Source organism: Nonomuraea sp. NPDC050383 (assembly GCF_044459125.1).
Taxonomy (GTDB): Bacteria; Actinomycetota; Actinomycetes; order Streptosporangiales; family Streptosporangiaceae; genus Nonomuraea.
The window spans coordinates 419,346-436,164 of the sequence record NZ_JBITIP010000002.1; the positions used below are offsets into that span (position 1 = coordinate 419,346).

13 protein-coding genes are annotated in these 16,819 nt (G+C 70.9%); 8 read left to right on the forward strand and 5 right to left on the reverse strand.

Annotated features, from left to right (window positions below):
• Positions 1–171: 171 nt before the first annotated feature.
• The 6 genes from ACIBG4_RS06670 (at position 172) to ACIBG4_RS06695 (ending at position 7,252) form a co-directional block, all read left to right on the forward strand.
• Entirely contained in the window at positions 172–861 is a 690-nt protein-coding gene (locus ACIBG4_RS06670; protein WP_397200989.1) for a sulfite exporter TauE/SafE family protein, read from the forward strand.
• A 100-nt stretch (positions 862–961) separates the two neighbouring features.
• Positions 962–2,458, forward strand: coding sequence for a hypothetical protein (locus ACIBG4_RS06675; RefSeq protein ID WP_397200990.1), 1,497 nt, complete (start codon positions 962–964; stop codon positions 2,456–2,458).
• A 332-nt stretch (positions 2,459–2,790) separates the two neighbouring features.
• Positions 2,791–3,903, forward strand: a complete 1,113-nt coding sequence (locus tag ACIBG4_RS06680; protein WP_397200991.1) for a sugar ABC transporter substrate-binding protein — start codon at positions 2,791–2,793, stop codon at positions 3,901–3,903.
• Positions 3,904–3,963: 60 nt separating this feature from the next.
• On the forward strand, positions 3,964–4,725 hold the full coding sequence (locus ACIBG4_RS06685) for an ATP-binding cassette domain-containing protein (RefSeq protein ID WP_397200992.1): 762 nt from the start codon (positions 3,964–3,966) through the stop codon (positions 4,723–4,725).
• A complete protein-coding gene (locus ACIBG4_RS06690) occupies positions 4,725–5,987 on the forward strand; it encodes a sugar ABC transporter permease (RefSeq protein WP_397200993.1) in 1,263 nt (420 codons plus the stop codon). Before ACIBG4_RS06685 ends, ACIBG4_RS06690 begins: the two co-directional genes overlap by 1 nt.
• 35 nt (positions 5,988–6,022) lie before the next feature.
• Positions 6,023–7,252, forward strand: a complete 1,230-nt coding sequence (locus ACIBG4_RS06695) for an ROK family protein (protein ID WP_397200994.1) — start codon at positions 6,023–6,025, stop codon at positions 7,250–7,252.
• Positions 7,253–7,275: 23 nt separating this feature from the next.
• On the opposite strand, the gene ACIBG4_RS06700 is transcribed toward ACIBG4_RS06695, so the two are convergent.
• Positions 7,276–8,109, reverse strand: a complete 834-nt coding sequence (locus ACIBG4_RS06700) for a neutral zinc metallopeptidase (protein ID WP_397200995.1) — start codon at positions 8,107–8,109, stop codon at positions 7,276–7,278.
• A 124-nt stretch (positions 8,110–8,233) separates the two neighbouring features.
• The gene (locus ACIBG4_RS06705; RefSeq protein WP_397200996.1) at positions 8,234–9,094 is read right to left on the reverse strand and encodes a neutral zinc metallopeptidase; all 861 of its coding nucleotides are present in this window, start codon (positions 9,092–9,094) and stop codon (positions 8,234–8,236) included.
• Positions 9,095–9,240: 146 nt separating this feature from the next.
• Here ACIBG4_RS06705 and dxs point away from each other — a divergent pair, with 146 nt between their 5' ends.
• Positions 9,241–11,121: a 1-deoxy-D-xylulose-5-phosphate synthase gene (gene dxs / locus ACIBG4_RS06710; protein ID WP_397201240.1), complete on the forward strand. Its 1,881-nt coding sequence runs from the start codon at positions 9,241–9,243 to the stop codon at positions 11,119–11,121.
• 74 nt (positions 11,122–11,195) lie between these two features.
• Positions 11,196–12,659, forward strand: coding sequence for an amino acid permease (locus tag ACIBG4_RS06715; protein WP_397200997.1), 1,464 nt, complete (start codon positions 11,196–11,198; stop codon positions 12,657–12,659).
• A 61-nt stretch (positions 12,660–12,720) separates the two neighbouring features.
• On the opposite strand, the gene ACIBG4_RS06720 is transcribed toward ACIBG4_RS06715, so the two are convergent.
• The 3 genes from ACIBG4_RS06720 to ACIBG4_RS06730 form a co-directional block, all read right to left on the reverse strand.
• Positions 12,721–13,098, reverse strand: coding sequence for an SSI family serine proteinase inhibitor (locus ACIBG4_RS06720; RefSeq protein WP_310710997.1), 378 nt, complete (start codon positions 13,096–13,098; stop codon positions 12,721–12,723).
• Between the two features lie 239 nt (positions 13,099–13,337).
• Complete coding sequence (locus ACIBG4_RS06725; protein WP_397200998.1) at positions 13,338–15,431, reverse strand: 3-hydroxyacyl-CoA dehydrogenase NAD-binding domain-containing protein; 2,094 nt, start codon at positions 15,429–15,431, stop codon at positions 13,338–13,340.
• Complete coding sequence (locus ACIBG4_RS06730; protein WP_310711014.1) at positions 15,428–16,591, reverse strand: thiolase family protein; 1,164 nt, start codon at positions 16,589–16,591, stop codon at positions 15,428–15,430. The genes ACIBG4_RS06725 and ACIBG4_RS06730 overlap by 4 nt, the downstream gene beginning before the upstream one ends.
• Between the last annotated feature and the right edge of the window lie 228 nt (positions 16,592–16,819).

The window sequence follows — 16,819 nt, forward strand, 5'->3', positions numbered from 1 at the left end:
CGCGGATCGTCGTCGCTTTGGGCTTCATCGGCATACTCCAGAGGCTACGTCGGCGTCTACGAGCGACCATATCTGTTGATGATTACTCTCGCATATCGTTCGGTGACCGAGGGTGAGAATGGTTGACTGCTCCGCATGGCTTCTACGGTGTTAATCCTTTTTGTCGGTGGTTTGGCGGTTTTCGTGGGTGCGGTCGTCCAGGGCAGTGTGGGCTTCGGCCTCGGGCTGGTGGCCGCGCCCGTGCTCACCATGCTCGACCCCGGCGTGATGCCCGGGGCGATGCAGGTGGCGAACATGACGCTGCCGCTGCTGACCCTGGCCGCCGAGTGGCGGAGGGTGGACTGGCGTGGCCTCGGCTTCGCCGTCCTGGGCAGGCTGCCGGGCAGTGTGGTTGGCGCGGTGATCGTGGTCCAGGTGTCCGTCCACGCGCTGGGCGTCCTCGTCGGGGTGATGGTGCTGGTGGCGGTCGGCCTGACGGCGAGCGCGCTCGCCGTCCCGCGCAACGGCGCGACGATCGCCGGGGCGGGGTTCCTCTCGGGCGTCACCGGCACCGCCACCGGCATCGGCGGCCCGCCGATCGCGCTGGTCTACCAGCACGCCAAGGGGCCGCAGATCCGCGCGACGCTGGCCATGTTCTTCTTCCTGAGCGCCGGCCAGTCGCTGGTCCTGCTCGCCGTGGTGGACCGGCTGCCTTCGCGCGCCCTGGTGACGGGCGCCGCGCTGCTCGTGCCGATGGCGCTGGGGTTCGCGGTGTCGGGGCCGCTGCGGCGCTACCTCGACGGCGGCAAGGTCCGGACCGCGGTCCTGGCCGTGGCCGCCACGTCGGCGGCGGCACTGATCGCCCAGAGCCTCGCCACCTGACCGCCGACTGAGGGAAACGCCTGCTTGCTGCGTCCACGTGAGCGACAGGTGGCGACTGAGCCCATGAAGGATGGTCGTTGCGGCTCACTACGATTCCGCCATGCTTTTCGATCTTCTGCGGTACGTATTCCTGGTTGCGTTCATACTCCTGTTCGCGGGCGTTCTCTCGGCCGGGGCCATCCCCGCCGCGCTGCTCTCCGCCTCGCCCCACCGCCCCACGTTCATGGGCCGGGGGTTTGTCGTCGTGGGACAGCTCGTGTCGTTCGCCGGCGCCTTGTTGATGGGGCTCAGCGCGTGGCTGGCGCGTGCGGATTCGCGTTACGGCATCATCGAATTCCTGGGGATGCTGGTGATCGCCCTCGTCGGCGCGGGTCTGCTCGTCGCCGGTCTCGGCCCGCTGCCTTCGTGGCTGCTGCGGCTCCTCGGTACGTACGCGGAACGGCTGCCGCCGGCCCTGCGCCTGGCGGTCCGGGACCTGGCTCGTCGTCGTGTTCGCGTAGTGCTCGCGATCACGCTGGCGATGATGGCGAGCGCCGTCGGCATCGCGCTGACGGTCATCGCGGTCGGCGAAACGACGCAGAGCAGGGCCGCGTACTCTCCCCAGGCCCGGCCGGGCACCTTGTCGGTGCGGCCGAACGCCTTGTTGGCGCAGCCCTTCTCGGCGGCCGAGGCGGGCACCGTACGAGCGGCGATCGAGCGGGAGTTACCCGGGGTGCCGATCGCCCAGAGCGAGCTCCCTTCGGCACCCTCCTGGTACTTCCGCGCGAGGGCGGAGAACGTCGAGATACCGGAGGAGGCCGTCTACCGGAACCAGGCCATCGGTGATGAGAAGCTGCTGCGGTACCTCACGGGCGATCAGTCGACGCCGTACGAGGAAGGCACGGCCGTGGTGATCACGTCAGCCGACGTGAAGGTCGACTCGGTCGAGCTCTCCTACGAGATCAACGAGAACGACGAGACGACGACGACCAGGACCGTCCGGGCGGTCCTCGCCAGGGCCGCCGACCCGCACATGGAGACGATCTTCGTGCCCTCGAAGATCGTCCGGGACCTCGGCTACCAGCTCCGACCGGGCGAGCTGATCGTCGACCCCTCTCTCCGCCGGGTCACGGCGCAGGAGCAGGAGCGCCTCGACGACCGGCTGGACGACGCGGTCGCGAAGACGTACGTCGAGCGGGGCTTCGAGGCTTCGACCGGATGGCGGTACGTCGTCGCGGCGGCATTTCTCGTCGCCCTCGCGTGCGCGCCGGCCGCCGGCTTCGGCGAGGCCGCGAACGGGCGCCAGAGCCGGGTGCTGAGGCGGGCCGGCAACGGATCGGCCATGGCCTTCCGGTGGTTCTGCGCCTTCCGCGCGGGCCTGAGCGTCCTGTGCGGAACGGTCCTTGGCGCGGTCGCCGGATGTCCCGCCGGGATGTTGCTGCTGTGGCCCCTGACGGCGCCCACCACGTGGGACGAACCGGCACGGGTGCCGTTCGAGACCCCCTGGCCGTTGATCGTGGCCTTCGTCGCCGGCCTGCCCCTCCTCGCCGCCGTCCTCGGTGCGCTGCTCGCCCGCGCGCAGTCGCACCCTCCCACGGCGGCCACGCCTCGACCCTGAAACGGGTGAACGCCTGCGGTGTCGGGGCCGCTGCGGCGCTACCTCGACGGCGGCAAGGTCCGGACCGCGGTCCTGGCCGTGGCCGCCACGTCGGCGGTGGCACTGATCGCCCAGAGCCTCGCCACCTGACCGCTCGTGGGAAAGCGCTTGCGCGCGGCCGCAGCGTGGACGGCAGGTGGCCGGCAGGGCCGCCCGTGTTGAGGGGGCGTTTCTGGATTGTTACCGGGAACAACAAACTCCCCCTTCTGGGGGTCTTCCAAAGCAGGCTATGGCGGAATACGTTGCCGCAAACAACATTCATCCGGGCCCCTCCGGAAGAAAGGACCCTGCACATGCGCAAGGGGATCCTCAGCACGACCGCCGCGGCCGCCGCGCTCGCCCTCGGTCTCACCGCCTGCGGGGGCGACGGCGGTCAGAGCACGACCGACGCCACGGCACAGGCATCACCACAGCAGAAGACCGGGAAGATCGGTGTGATCCTGCCCGACAGCAAGTCCTCGGCCCGCTGGGAGACGGCGGACCGCAAGTACCTGGAGGAGGCGTTCAAGGCCGCCGGGGTGCAGTACGACATCCAGAACGCCCAGAACGACAAGACCGCCTTCCAGACCATCGCCGACCAGATGATGACCAACGGCGCCACCGTGCTGATGATCGTCAACCTGGACAGCGGAACGGGCAAGACGGTGATCGACAAGGCCCGCTCGCAGGGCGTGGTCACCATCGACTACGACCGGCTCACCCTGGGCGGAGGCGCCGCCTACTACGTCAGCTTCGACAACACCAAGGTCGGCCAGCTCCAGGGCGAGGGCCTGAGCAAGTGCCTGACCGACAAGAAGGCCGACAAGCCGATCGTCGCCTACCTCAACGGCTCGCCGACCGACAACAACGCCACCCTGTTCAAGGCCGGCTACGACGGCGTGCTCAAGCCCAAGTTCGACTCCGGCGAGTACGTCAAGGGCCCCGAGCAGTCCGTCCCCGACTGGGACAACACCCAGGCCGGCACGCTGTTCGAGCAGATGCTCACCACGCAGCCGAAGATCGCCGGCGTGCTCGCCGCCAACGACGGCCTCGGCAACGCCGCCATCACCGTGCTGAAGAAGAACAAGCTCAACGGCAAGGTGCCGGTCACCGGCCAGGACGCCACCGTCCAGGGCCTGCAGAACATCCTCGTGGGCGACCAGTGCATGACCGTCTACAAGGCCGTCAAGAAGGAGGCCGACGCCGCCTCCAAGCTCGCGGTCGCGCTGGCCAAGGGCGAGAAGCCGGCGGCGAGCGGCAGCGTCAAGGACCCCGAGTCCGGCCAGGACGTGCCGGCCGAGCTGATGGAGCCGGTGGCCATCACGTTCGACACGGTCAAGGACGTGGTCGCCGACGGCTACGTCACCAAGGAGGAGCTGTGCACGGGTGACTTCGCCGCCAAGTGCACCGAGGCAGGAATCCAGTAACGAAGCTCATCCGGGGCGCGGCCGGCGCCGCCCGGCCGCGCCCCTGCCCGAGGGAGACCCATGACCCCCCTGCTCGAAGCGCGCGGGATCGACAAGAGCTTCGGCCCCGTGAAGGTCCTGCACGACGTGACGTTCTCCGCCTACGCCGGCGAGGTGACCGCCCTCGTCGGCGACAACGGCGCCGGCAAGTCGACGCTGGTCAAGTGCATCGGCGGCATCCACCCCATCGACAACGGCGAGCTGCTCTTCGACGGGCGTCCCGTCCAGGTGAACGGCCCGCGCGACGCCGGCGAGCTCGGCATCGAGATCGTCTACCAGGACCTGGCGCTCTGCGACAACCTGGACATCGTCCAGAACATGTTCCTCGGCCGGGAGCGCCGCCGCGGCATCGTGCTGGACGAGGACTCCATGGAGGAGCTCGCCGAGCAGACCCTGAGCAGCCTGTCCGTCCGCACGGTCAAGTCTATCCGCCAGCAGGTCTCCAGCCTGTCCGGCGGCCAGCGCCAGACCGTCGCCATCGCCAAGGCCGTGCTGTGGGACAGCAAGGTCGTCATCCTCGACGAGCCGACCGCGGCGCTGGGCGTCGCCCAGACCGCGCAGGTGCTGGAGCTGGTGCGCCGGCTCGCTGACAACGGCCTGGCCGTCGTCCTCATCTCGCACAACATGAACGACGTCTTCGCCGTCTCCGACCGGATCGCGGCGCTCTACCTCGGCAGGATGGCCGCCCAGGTCAGGACCGCCGACGTGACGCACGCCCAGGTCGTCGAACTGATCACTTCGGGCCGCAGCGGAGATCTCGGCCTCAAGAACGGGGTCATCTGATGAGCAAGGTCAAGGAGCTTCCCGGCGAGGCGGTGGTGACGGCGGTGCGCTCGCCGTCGATCGGCCACAGCACCCGCGCCTACACCGAGAGGGTGCGGGCCGGCGACATGGGCGCGCTGCCCGCCGTCCTCGGGCTGGTGGTGCTGTGCACGGCCTTCACCCTGGCCCGGCCCGCGTTCCTCAGCGCCATCAACTTCGCCAACCTCTTCACCCAGGGCGCGGCGATCACCGTGATCGCCATGGGCCTGGTGTTCGTGCTGCTCATCGGCGAGATCGACCTGTCGGCCGGCTTCAGCAGCGGCGTCTGCGCGGCCGTCCTCGCGGTCACGCTGACCAACATGGGGCTGCCCTGGTACGTCGGCGTGCTCGCCGCGATCGTCACCGGCACGGTCATCGGCACCGTGCTCGGCACGCTCGTCGCCAAGGTCGGCATCCCGTCGTTCGTGGTGACGCTGGCCGCCTTCCTCGCCTTCCAGGGGCTCGTGCTGGTCCTGGTCAACGAGGGCACGAACATCTCTATCAACGACCCCGTCATCAAGGCCGTCGCGCAGCGCAACCTGCCGCCCGCGCTGGGCTGGGCGCTGTACGCGGCCTCCGTCCTCGCCTACGCCGGGTTGCAGGTGCTGCGGTCGCGCAAGCGGGCCGCGCGCGGCCTGGTGGCCGATCCGCCGTCGCTCATCGCCGCCCGGGTCGGCGCCCTGGCCGTCCTCGCCGGTCTGGCCGTGTACGCGCTGAACCTAGAGCGCAGCTTCAACCCGGCGTTCGCCTCGCTCAAGGGCGTTCCGATCGTCGTGCCGGTCATCCTCGCGCTGCTGGTGCTGTGGACGTTCGTGCTGCGGCGCACCGCGTTCGGCCGGCACGTGTACGCGGTCGGCGGCAACGCCGAGGCGGCGCGCCGGGCGGGCATCGCGGTCGACCGGATCCGGGTGAGCGCGTTCGTGATCTGCTCGTCCATGGCGGCCGTCGGCGGCATCGTGGCCGCCTCCCGGGCCAGCTCCGTGGACCCGAACACGGGCGGCAGCTCCGTGCTGCTGTACGCGGTGGGCGCGGCGGTGATCGGCGGCACGAGCCTGTTCGGCGGCAAGGGCCGGGTGCTGGACGCGGTGCTGGGCGGCGCGGTCATCGCGGTCATCGACAACGGCATGGCCCTCATGCAGTACGGCTCCAGCGTCAAGTACCTGGTCACCGGCTTCGTCCTGCTGCTGGCGGCGGGTGTGGATGCCGTGGCGCGCAAGCGGGCGGCCGCCGCTGGTCTAAGGTGATCAGCGACTTTCCGTCGTTCAAGGATGCTCAGACGATGCGTGCCGGCCCCTCACAGGAGGACATCAGGCGTCACAACCTCGGCGCCCTGCTGCGCCATGTCCACCTCGGGGGGCCGATCTCGCGGGCCGAGCTGACCGCCAAGATGGGGCTGAACCGCAGCACCATCATGGCCCTGACCTCCGATCTCACGGCCGCCGGCCTGGTGCGCGAGGAACTGCCGCGCGAGACCGGGCGCGCGGGCCGTCCCTCGCTGGTGGTGCGGCCGGAGTCGTCGCGGGTGTACGTGTTCGCCTTCGACGTGGGCCCGGACCGGCTGGCGGCGGCCCGGGTGGGGCTGGGCGGCGCGATCCTGGACCGCCGGGAGACGTCGCGGCGCCGCGTGCCGTTCGACCTGGACGAGCTGGCCGGGGCGCTGGCGGGCTTCGCGCGGCAGATGCGGCGCAAGACACGCGCGGACACCGTGTGCGTCGGCGCCGCCGCGGCCGTGTCCGGAGGCGTGCGCAGGGACGACGGTGTGATCATGTTCGGCCCGAACCTGGGGGCCGAGGCGGTGCCCTTCGGTGAGGAGCTGGGCCGGCGGCTGGGCCTGGGGCTGCCGGTGAGCGTGGGCAACGACGCCAACCTGGCGGCGCTGGCCGAGCACAGCCGCGGCGTGGCCGTCGCCGTGCGCGACCTCATCTACCTGCACGGGGACGTCGGCATCGGCGGCGGCATCATCACGGGCGGCCACCTGCTGGGCGGCCACGACGGCTACGGCGGCGAGGTCGGCCACATGGTGGTCAACCCGGGCGGCCGGCCGTGCGGCTGCGGGTCGCGCGGCTGCCTGGAGGCCGAGGTGGGGGAGCGGGCCCTGCTGGAGGCCGCCGGGCGCGGTCCTGAGCCGGCGCCGGCCGGGGAAGCCGTGGGCCGTCAGGGGCGCGAGGCGGTGCGGGCCGTGGTGGACGCGGCCGACCGGGGCGACATCGTGGCGCAGGAGGCGCTCAAGCGGGTGGGCGACTGGCTGGGCCTGGGCGTCGCCAACCTGGTCAACATCTTCAACCCCGAGATGGTCATCTTCGGGGGCATGCTGCGCGAGGTGTACCTGGGCTCGGCGGCCCAGGTGCGCAGCCGGCTCGCGACGCACGCGATGGGCCCGCAGCGGGAGCGGCTACGGCTGCGCACCTCGGCCCTGGCCGACGACGCGACGCTCGTGGGCGCGGCCGAGCTGGCCTTCGCCCACGTGCTGGCCGATCCCCTGGAGGTCCTGGCCCGCGTGACCGGCTGAGACCGTCCAGGGGACCGGGGCCGTCAGGAGACGCGGGCGGACGACGCCGTCCAGGTGTTGCAGGAGCCGGCCGAGCCGCTGGAGTAGCCGCGGTCCTGCCAGTAGGCGAGGTTGCGCGGCTTGCCGTGGACCTTGCTCTCCTCGGCCTCGCGGACGGCGCCGATCCACTGGTCCCACGTGATGCCGGGGTCGACGGAGTCGAGGGCGGCGCTGTAGAAGACGCCGGCGAAGCACTCGGCCTGCATCTCCAGCCGGTGGCTGAGGACGGTGCGGGCGCTGCCGCCGGATCGCCAGTAGAGGCGGTTCTGCTCGTCGAGCATGCCGGTGAGCTGCTGCACGTGGTGGCCCCACTCGTGGGCGACGGAGTGGGCGATGTTCATCTTGAACGGGTCGGTGAGGTCCCGCTTCATGATGCGGATGGCTACGGTGCGCTGGGCGGGGCAGTACTGGGCGCCGTTGCTGGTGATCCTGCCGCAGACCGAGGAGCTGCCCGTGGTGATCGTCACCCTCGGCGAGGTGTAGCGCAGGCCGGCGGCCTTGAACCGGATGGCCCAGAAGCGGTCCGCGCAGCGGGCCATCGCCCGGTGGAACGTCTTGAGCGAGGCGGCGCTGCCCTCACGGATCTCCGGGATGGGGCAGGACAGCGGCGCGGCGGTGCCGGAGCGGTAGATCCGGTTCTCGGCCAGGACGGCGGGGGGCACCGCGGCCGCGTGGGGAACGCCGGAGGCGGCCTGTGCCGCCGTGGAGGCCGCTGCGGAGGCCGCCGCGGGGCCCGCCGCGGTCTGCGCGCCGGCCGTACCGGGCGTGATCAGACCCGCGATCACGCAGACCGACGCTGCGACAAGGGGAATACGCACGATCGCGGATACTAGACCAGTTGATGGTGATTTGGTGGGCTGTCTGGGGAAAGGCCGGAAACGCGAGACGCGGCCGCGCCCCGAAGGACGCGACCGCGCCGGTGAATACCGTGAACGGGGGTCGCTAGGCGACCGCGCGGGGCGAGGCGGCCCAGGTGTTGCAGGAGCCCGGGGAGGCCGAGCCGTAGCCGCGGTTCATCCAGTACGCCTGCGACGAGCCCCTGCCGTGGTCGTTCTGCGGCCAGGCCTTGCCGCCGTTCTTGCGGAACCAGTCGACCGTGTAGTCCCACTCCGACGGGTCGATCGGGAGCGTGTCCTCGATCGTCCGCATGAAGACGGAGGAGAAGCACTCGGCCTGCAGCTCGGAGCGGCGCGAGAGCTGCAGCTGACCCGCCTTGGAGGCGCGGGCGCGGGCCGGCCAGTAGTAGTTCCAGATGCCGGAGATCTGCTGCACGTGGTGCCCGTACTCGTGCGCCATGAGGCGGGTGATGCCCAGCGCGAACGGGTCACGCAGCTGCGTCTTGGTCACGAGCATGTACATCGTGCGGTCGACGGAGCAGTAGACGCCGTCGGCGCCGGTGCTCCACGGGCCGCAGGGCGTGCGCAGCTTGCGGGTGATGATGCGCAGACGCGGCTTGCTGAACGACAGCTTCGCCTTGCGGAACTGGGTCGACCACGACGCGTTCAGGCAGTTCGTCACCTTGGTGAGGAACCGCTTGTAGGCGGCGGTGCTGCCCTTGGGCAGGCTGCCGGGGGAGCAGTGGGAGTCCGCGAGCGTCCCGGTCTTGTACAGGGGGTTGGCGGTGGCGGCCGCCTTGCCGCGCGGCGGCGCGGCGAGCTGCTGGGCCTGCTGGCCGGAGTTCTGGACCTGCTGCTGGGCCTGCTGTCCGGCGGTGTTGACGGGGTCGGTCTGTGCTGCCGCCGTGCCCGCGCCGACCAGCGAGGCGAGCACGCCGGTGGCCACGAGAGTCGTCAGCTTCCTCATGGGGAGAGTCTTCATAGTGAGGGAAAGACTAGGTCAAGATCGGACATATGTGGGTGGAATTGACTCGATGGAGTCAGCGAGGCATCCACGAACTAGACTTCAAGCCGTTGGCGCACAGGAGCAGAGGGGATGCATCCGTGAGCGGGTTGCTGGGCTCGGTTGAGGGACCGCACGACGTCAAACGGCTCGATGCCGAGGAGCTGCCGGGACTGGCGAACGAGATCCGCGACCTGCTCGTCGACTGCTGCTCCCGCTTCGGCGGGCACCTCGGCCCCAACCTGGGTGTGGTGGAGCTCACCATCGCGATCCACCGGGTGTTCGACTCACCCCGCGACCCGGTCATCTGGGACACCGGCCACCAGGCGTACGTCCACAAGCTCCTCACCGGCCGGGCCGCCGGCTTCGGCGCGCTGAAGCAGGAGGGCGGCCTGTCCGGCTACCCGAGCCAGGCCGAGTCCGAGCACGACTTCGTCGAGAACTCCCACGCCTCCACCGCCCTGTCCTACGCCGACGGCCTGGCCAAGGCGTTCAAGCTGCGCGGCGAGCGCGACCGCACGGCCGTCGCCGTGATCGGCGACGGCGCGCTCACCGGCGGCATGGCCTGGGAGGCGCTGAACAACATCGCCGGGGTCAAGGACCTCCCGCTCGTCATCGTCGTCAACGACAACGGCCGCTCCTACTCGCCGACCATCGGCGGGCTCGCCTCCCACCTGTCCAAACTGCGGGTCACGCGCCGCTACGAGGACTTCCTCGAGTACGTCAAGGAGAAGATCGGCAACGTCCCGGTCCTGTACGACGCGCTGCACGGCTTCAAGAAGGGCGTCAAGGACGTCCTGGCCCCGCAGGTCATGTTCGAGGACCTCGGCCTGAAGTACGTCGGCCCCATCGACGGCCACGACGAGCAGGCCATGGAGGCCGCCCTGCGCACCGCCCGCGACTTCCGCGGCCCGGTCATCGTGCACGCCCTCACCCAGAAGGGCCGCGGCTACTCCCCGGCCGAGAACCACGACGAGGACCAGTTCCACTCGCCCGGCGCCTTCGACCGGGTGACCGGCGCGGAGAAGCCCAAGGGCCGCATCTGGACCGACGTCTTCAGCGAGGAGCTGGTCCGGCTCGGCAAGGACCGGGAGGACATCGTCGCGATCACCGCCGCCATGCTGCACCCGACCGGCCTGGCCGCCTTCGCCGACGCCTTCCCCGACCGCACCTACGACGTCGGCATCGCCGAGCAGCACGCGCTGACCAGCGCGGCCGGCCTGGCGCTCGGCGGCCTGCACCCGGTCGTCGCCGTCTACGCCACCTTCCTCAACCGCGCCTTCGACCAGCTCCTCATGGACGTCGCCCTGCACCGGCTGCCGGTCACCGTGGTCCTCGACCGGGCGGGCGTCACCGGCGACGACGGCGCCAGCCACAACGGCATGTGGGACCTGTCGATCCTCCAGGTCGTGCCCGGCCTGCGGATCGCCGTGCCGCGCGACGGCGAGCGCCTGGCCGAGCTGCTGCAGGAGGCCGTGTCCGTCACCGACGGTCCCACGGTCGTCCGCTTCCCCAAGGGCCCGGTGGCCGCGCCGATCGAGGCGGCCGGGCGGCTCGGCGAGATGGACGTCCTGCGCGCCGGCGACGCCGACGTGCTGATCGTCGCCGTCGGCCCGATGGCCCAGGCGTGCATGGACGCCGCGGTGCTGCTCGACGCCCAGGGCATCTCGGCGACCGTGGTCGACCCGCGCTGGGTCAAGCCGCTCGACGAGGCCCTCGTGCTCGCGGCGGGCGCCCACCGGCTGGTCGCGGTCGTCGAGGACAACGGCCGCGTCGGCGGCGTCGGCGACGCGGTGGCCCGGCTGCTGCGCGACGCCGACGTGGACGTGCCGGTCCGCACCTTCGGCATCCCGCAGGAGTTCCTCCAGCACGCCAAGCGGGCCGCGATCCTCGGCCGCGTCGGGCTCACCGGGCAGGACCTCGCCCGCCGGATCACCGAGGCGGTCGCCCGCCGCGACCAGCCCCTGAGGAGCCCGTCCGCCCAGCGCTGACCTCGGCGGACCTCGGCCGCGTCAGGTGCGCGCGCGGGTGCATGATGCCCGCGCGTGTGGGCAAGGTCACACTCGTGGACGTACTTCGCACGAAAACGGTTGAGCAGTCCATCAGCGACACCGAGGCACCGGAGCATCGGCTGCGCAAGCGCCTGACCGCCGTCGACCTGACCGTCTTCGGCATCGGCGTGATCGTCGGCACCGGTATCTTCGTGCTGACCGGACAGGTGGCCAAGCAGACGGCCGGACCGGCCGTGGCCATCGCCTTCGTCGTCTCCGCGATCGTCTGCGGCCTGGCGGCGCTGTGCTACGCCGAGTTCGCCTCCACGATCCCGGTGGCGGGCTCGGCGTACACCTTCTCCTTCGCCACGCTCGGCGAGCTGCCCGCCTGGATCATCGGCTGGGACCTCATGCTGGAGATGGCGCTGGCGGCCGCGGTGGTGGCGGTCGGCTGGTCGGGCTACTTCGCGTCGCTGCTGTCCTCGATCGGCCTGCCGCTGCCCGCGTCCATCTCCGGCGACGACCCGGTGGTCAACCTGCCGGCCATGATCGTGGTGCTCATCCTCACCGCGATCCTGGTGGCCGGCATCAAGCTCTCCTCGCGGGTCAACCAGGTGATCGTGGCGATCAAGGTCGCGGTGATCCTGCTCGTCATCGTGGCGGGGCTGTTCTTCATCAAGCCGGCGAACTACTCGCCGTTCATCCCGCCGCCGCAGGCCACGGAGCAGGTGGCCGGGCTCAAGGCGCCGCTGATCCAGGTCCTGTTCAACATCACACCCGTCGCGTACGGCGTGATCGGCATCTTCTCGGCCGCGGCGGTCGTCTTCTTCGCCTTCATCGGCTTCGACATCGTCGCCACCGCCGCCGAGGAGACCATCAACCCGCAGCGCGACATGCCGCGCGGCATCATCGGCTCCCTCGCGATCTGCACGGTCCTGTACGTGGCCGTCTCGCTGGTCGTCGTGGGCATGCAGAACTACAAGACGCTCAGCACCTCGGCGCCGCTGGCCGACGCCTTCACCGCGGTCGGCCAGAAATGGGCGGCCGGGCTCATCAGCATCGGCGCGATCGCCGGGCTCACGACCGTGGTGATGATCCTCATGCTCGGCCAGACCCGGGTGCTGTTCGCCATGTGCCGTGACGGGCTGCTGCCGCGCACGCTGGCCAAGGTCCACCCGAGATTCGGCACGCCGGCCCGGCTCACGGTCATCATCGGGATCGTGTCGGCGCTGCTGTCCGGGTTCATCTCGCTGGGGGCGCTGGCCGAGCTGGTCAACATCGGCACGCTGTTCGCGTTCGTGGTGGTGTCGGCCGGCGTGATCATCCTGCGGCGCACGCGGCCCGACCTGCCCAGGGCGTTCCGCACGCCGCTGGTGCCGGTGCTGCCCATCGTGTCGGTGCTGGCCTGCTTCTACCTGATGCTCAACCTGCCGGTCGAGACGTGGCTGCGGTTCCTCATCTGGATGATCGTGGGCGCGGTGCTGTACTTCACCTACGGTTACCGGCACAGCCGGGTCGAGGCGGCCAAGACCCGGTAGGGGCAGGAGACGTGGGGGACGGTCTCCCGGCCCCCACGCGATTCCCGTCCGTACGCTGGGCTCAGAAGGCGAACACTCCGTCGCCGGCCGCCTTGGCGCGGCACGAGTTGGCGAAGGTCGAGTGCAGCGCGATGTTGCGGCCCTGCCAGCGCCCCACCACGGCCACCTCGTACGGCTGCGAGATCCACGGGCAGGCGCTGCTGGACCGGCGCAGCGCCGACAGCCGGCCGTCCACGGCCCGGAGCCGGTCACAGGCCACCTCCGGGTTCGGGTGGTCGCCGCCGTCCGGGTCGCAGCGCAGCACGTACGTCTGCGGCTCCTGGCCGGACGCCGTCACGGTGATCCGCAGGGCCGTCCGCCCGTCCTGCGCCGCCATGGCCGGCAGGGCGGCCGCCATCAGGAAGGCCCCGCACAGCGCGGTTACCTTGAGCGATCTCATGCCTGTCCTCTCCGTCGTGGCACGGGCCCGCCCCGGCCGACGACCTGAGTGAGCGTGGGGACCTTTGGGGCTGGTGTGCCTGGTGTGACACCGGTGTAGGTACCCGGCGGTCCCGACGGCGGCGGCCATGAATCGTCCCCGATTCGGCCATGTGATGGGGCAGGGCGCAGAGTGGCGGCAAAGGACGCAGAAAAGGGGACCCGCGGCGCCACCGCGAGTCCCCTTCCCTCACGCCACGGTCAGGCGGGCACCGAGGCCACGCCCGGCAGCAGGAAGCGGGGCCGCGCGAACCCGGTCCGGTCCAGCAGCGGCGTGGCGCCGCCCAGGTGGAACGGCCAGCCCGCGCCGAGGATCATGCACAGGTCGATGTCCTGCGAGGCCGCCACCACGCCCTCGTCGAGCATGATGCGGATCTCCTCGGCCAGCGCCTCCAGCACGCGCCGCCGTACCTCGTCGGCGGTGGACGGCGCGTCGCCGCCCGCGAACAGCGCCACGGCCTCCGGGTCGAGCGAGAAGTCGGGGGCGTACACGCCCGGCTTGCCGGAGGCGACGAGCTTGGCCATGCCCGCCGAGACGCCGAAGCGGGCGGGGAACGCCGCGTGCAGAGTCTCGGCCACGTGCAGGCCGACGGCCGGCCCGACGAGCTGGAGCAGCGCGAACGGCGTCATCGGCAGCCCGAGGTCGTCCAGCGCGTGCTCGGCGACCTCCAGCGGCGTGCCCTCGTCCACGGCGGAGATGACCTCGCCCATGAAGCGCGTCAGCAGCCGGTTGACCACGAACGCCGGCGCGTCCTTGACCAGCACCGACGACTTCTTCAGCGTCCTGCCGACCGCGAACGCGGTGGCGAGCGTCGCGTCGTCGGTCGAGGCGCCCCTGACGATCTCCAGGAGCGGCATCACCGCGACGGGGTTGAAGAAGTGGAAGCCGACCAGCCGCTCCGGACGCGCCAGCTCCGCCCCCATCTCGGTCAGCGACAGCGACGAGGTGTTGGTGGCCAGCACGCACTCCGCGCCCACCACGGCCTCGACCTCGGCGAACACCTTCTTCTTGACCGCCATGTCCTCGAAGACGGCCTCGATGACGAAGTCGGCGTCCGCGAACGCGTCCTTGGTCAGCGACCCGCTGACCAGCGCCTTGAGCCGGTTGGCCTGGTCGGCCGACACGCGGCCCTTGGCCAGCAGCTTGTCCACCTCGGCGTGCACGTAGCCGACGCCCTTGTCGAGGCGGCCCTGGTCGAGGTCGGTCAGGACGACCGGCACCTCCAGGCGGCGGGCGAACAGCAGCGCCATCTGCGAGGCCATCAGCCCCGCGCCCACCACGCCAACCTTGGTGACCTTGCGCGCCAGCGACTTGTCGGGCGCGCCCGCCGGCCGCTTGGCCCGCCGCTGCACCAGGTCGAAGGCGTACAGGCCGGCGCGCAGCTCGTCGCTCATCAGCAGGTCGGCCAGCGCCTCGTCCTCGGCGGCGAACCCCTCGTCACGGGAGGCGGTGCGGGCCCGCGCGACCAGGTCGAGCGCCCGGTACGGGGCGGGGGAGGCGCCGCGCAGCTTCATGTCCACGAGGAACCGCGCGTCCGCGACCGCCTTGTCCCAGTCGTCACCGTCATGCGAGCGACGCTCGACCGCGACCTCGCCGTTGACGACCCGGGCCGCCCAGCGCAGCGACTCCTCCAGGAAGTCGGCGGGCTCGAACATGGCGTCCGCGACGCCCAGCTCGTACGCCTGGGCGCCCTTGACCATGCGGTTCTGCGACAGCGGGTTCTCGATGATCAGCTTGATGGCGTTCGCCGGGCCGACCAGGCGCGGCAGGAGCTGCGTCCCGCCCCAGCCCGGCACCAGGCCGAGGAAGCACTCCGGCAGCGCGACGGCCGGGACGCCCGAGGAGATCGTCCGGTAGGTGCAGTGCAGCGCGATCTCCAGGCCGCCGCCCATCGCCGCGCCGTTGACGAAGGCGAACGACGGGACCGCCAGCTCGCCCAGCCGCCGGAACACGTGGTGCCCGAGCGCGCCGATGGCCAGCGCCTCCTCGCGCGAGACGACCGAGGCGGCGCCCTTGAGGTCGGCGCCGACGGCGAAGATGAACGGCTTGCCGGTCACGCCCACCGCGGCCAGGTCGCTCCGTTCGGCGATCTCCGACAGCGCGCCGTTCAGCGCGAACAGGCCGTGCGGGCCGAACGTGTTGGGCTTGGTGTGGTCGAAGCCGTTGTCCAGCGTGATGAGCGCCATCGTGCCGGCGCCGTAGGGCAGCTCGACGTCGCGGACCAGCGCCCTGGTGACGACCTCGTCAGAGTTGCGCTCGCTCAGCAGCGCCCGCCAGGTGTCGAGATTGCTCATGCCAGGTTCTCCCAGATCACGGTGCCGCCCATGCCCATGCCGACGCACATGGTGGTGATGCCGTAGCGCACGTCCGGGCGCTCGGCGAACTGGCGGGCGAGCTGCGTCATCAGCCGCACGCCCGAGGAGGCCAGCGGGTGACCGAAGGCGATCGCGCCGCCGTACGGGTTGACGCGGGGGTCGTCGTCGGCGATGCCGAAGTGCTCCAGGAACGCCAGCACCTGCACCGCGAACGCCTCGTTGATCTCGAACAGGCCGATGTCGGAGATCGACAGCCCGGCCAGCCGCAGCGCCCGCTCCGTGGACGGGATCGGGCCCACGCCCATCACCTCGGGGTCCACGCCGGCGAACGCGTACGACACCAGCCGCATCCTGGCCGTCAGCCCGAGCTCCTCGGCGACCTCGCGGGCCGCCACGACGCAGCCGGTGGCGCCGTCGTTGATGCCGGAGGAGTTGCCCGCCGTCACGCGCCCGTGCGGCCGGAACGGCGTCTTCAGCGCGCCCAGGCCCTCCATCGTCGTGCCGGGGCGGGGCGCCTCGTCCTCCACCGCGAGGCCCCAGCCCTTCTCGGCCGTCCTGATCGCGGTCGGCACCAGGTCGGGCTGGATCTTGCCGTCGGCGTACGCCTTGGCCACCTTCTCCTGCGACAGCACCGCGTAGGCGTCGGCGCGCTCCTTGCCGATCGTGGGGTAGCGGTCGTGCAGGTTCTCGGCGGTCATGCCCATGACCAGGGCGCTCGGGTCGACGAGCTGCTCCGACAGGAAGCGCGGGTTGGGGTCGACGCCCTCGCCCATCGGGTGGCGGCCCATGTGCTCGACGCCGCCCGCGATGGCGACGTCGTACGCGCCGAACGCGATGCCGCCCGCGACCGTGGTCACCGCGGTCATCGCGCCCGCGCACATGCGGTCGATGGCGTAGCCGGGGACGGACTTCGGCAGCCCGGCCAGCACCGCGGCCGAGCGGCCGATGGTCAGGCCCTGGTCGCCGATCTGGGTGGTCGCGGCGATCGCGACCTCGTCCACGCGCTCCGGCGGCAGGCCCGGGTTGCGCCGGATGAGCTCGCGGATGACGCGGACGACCAGGTCGTCGGCGCGGGTCTCCGCATACAGCCCCTTCGGCCCCGACCGGCCGAAGGGGGTGCGCACGCCGTCGACGAACACGACGTCACGAGAGGAAGGCACGGGGTTCGCTCCTCGTTGCTGGACTGCTGTCGGGCCCATGCTACTCGTCAGTAACTAGAACCGGGACGCGGGCGGATGGGAGTGGTGAAAGGGGAGGTGTATATGAGGTTGGGAACAATTTATGAGCTTGCTGTGAAATATCCGGACAAAGGCGGGTGGAATCTGTTAGGAAAGGTCGCGCACAGCTATGGACTAGAGAGGTCACAG

Coding starts and splice junctions, on each gene's coding strand:
- ACIBG4_RS06675 (WP_397200990.1), top strand. CDS start 962: ATGCTTTTCGATCTTCTGCGGTACGTATTCCTGGTTGCGTTCATACTC.
- ACIBG4_RS06680 (WP_397200991.1), top strand. CDS start 2,791: ATGCGCAAGGGGATCCTCAGCACGACCGCCGCGGCCGCCGCGCTCGCC.
- ACIBG4_RS06685 (WP_397200992.1), top strand. CDS start 3,964: ATGACCCCCCTGCTCGAAGCGCGCGGGATCGACAAGAGCTTCGGCCCC.
- ACIBG4_RS06690 (WP_397200993.1), top strand. CDS start 4,725: ATGAGCAAGGTCAAGGAGCTTCCCGGCGAGGCGGTGGTGACGGCGGTG.
- ACIBG4_RS06695 (WP_397200994.1), top strand. CDS start 6,023: ATGCGTGCCGGCCCCTCACAGGAGGACATCAGGCGTCACAACCTCGGC.
- ACIBG4_RS06705 (WP_397200996.1), bottom strand. CDS start 9,094: ATGAGGAAGCTGACGACTCTCGTGGCCACCGGCGTGCTCGCCTCGCTG.
- ACIBG4_RS06720 (WP_310710997.1), bottom strand. CDS start 13,098: ATGAGATCGCTCAAGGTAACCGCGCTGTGCGGGGCCTTCCTGATGGCG.
- ACIBG4_RS06725 (WP_397200998.1), bottom strand. CDS start 15,431: ATGAGCAATCTCGACACCTGGCGGGCGCTGCTGAGCGAGCGCAACTCT.